2 protein-coding genes are annotated in these 774 nt (G+C 64.1%); both read left to right on the top strand.

Annotation, left to right across the window (positions count from 1 at the left end; all coding sequences use genetic code 11):
• A partial coding sequence (locus QMG28_RS20855) for a helix-turn-helix domain-containing protein (RefSeq protein ID WP_281844149.1) occupies window positions 1–356 on the top strand: 356 nt, incomplete at its 5' end.
• Between the two features lie 86 nt (window positions 357–442).
• A partial coding sequence (locus QMG28_RS20850) for a transposase (RefSeq protein WP_281844148.1) occupies window positions 443–774 on the top strand: 332 nt, incomplete at its 3' end.

Here is a 774-nt window from a genome sequence, read left to right as displayed (position 1 = left end):
CGCGATTTCAGAGATACATTGAAGAAGGGTTAAGCGGGCGCGCGGCAGCGTTGCGTTTGCAGCTTTCGCCCGCGACGGGCGCACGTTGGGCGCGCCAGGTGAGGACGATGGGCCATGCGGAACCAGCCCCCCAGGGACCGCCGCGCGGCAAGGGAAAGCTCGCTCCGCATCAGGCCTTCCTTGAGGAGCTGGTCGCGCAGGACCCCGACATCACGCTCTTTGAGTTACGCGATGCGCTGGCCGAGGCAGAGGGCGTGCGGGTGCACCACTCCTCCATCGCCAACCTGCTGTCCCGGCTCGGCTTCACGTACAAAAAAAGTCGCTGGTCGCCACCGAGCGCCGCCGCGCCAAGGTAAGGCAGCAACGGGCCGACTGGTTCAGATACCGCTTGCCAGCCATTGCGGCCTTGCCGGATCGCGTTGTCTTCATTGATGAAACCGCGGTGAAGACCAACCTCGCGCGCCTGCGTGGAAGGGCAAAACGCGGCGAGCGCCTGACAATGGATGCGCCCTTTGGCAGTTGGGGCGCGCAGACGCTGATCACGGGTTTGACACAAGATGCCCTGATCGCCCCGTGGGTCATCAAAGGCGCAATGGACGGCTCCGCCTTTGCCACCTACATCCGGGAAGTGCTCGTGCCAGAGATCGCACCAGGCACCGTTGTCATCCTCGATAACCTGGCCACACATCGCAACAAGGAGGCCGCACAGGCCTTGCGCGATCACGGCTGCTGGTTCCTCCACCTGCCGCCGTACTCGCCCGATCTGAACCCCAT

It is taken from the genome of Sinisalibacter aestuarii, assembly GCF_027923545.1.
GTDB classification, from domain to species: domain Bacteria; phylum Pseudomonadota; class Alphaproteobacteria; order Rhodobacterales; family Rhodobacteraceae; genus Sinisalibacter; species Sinisalibacter aestuarii.
This window is presented reverse-complemented; position numbering and strand designations above follow the sequence as displayed.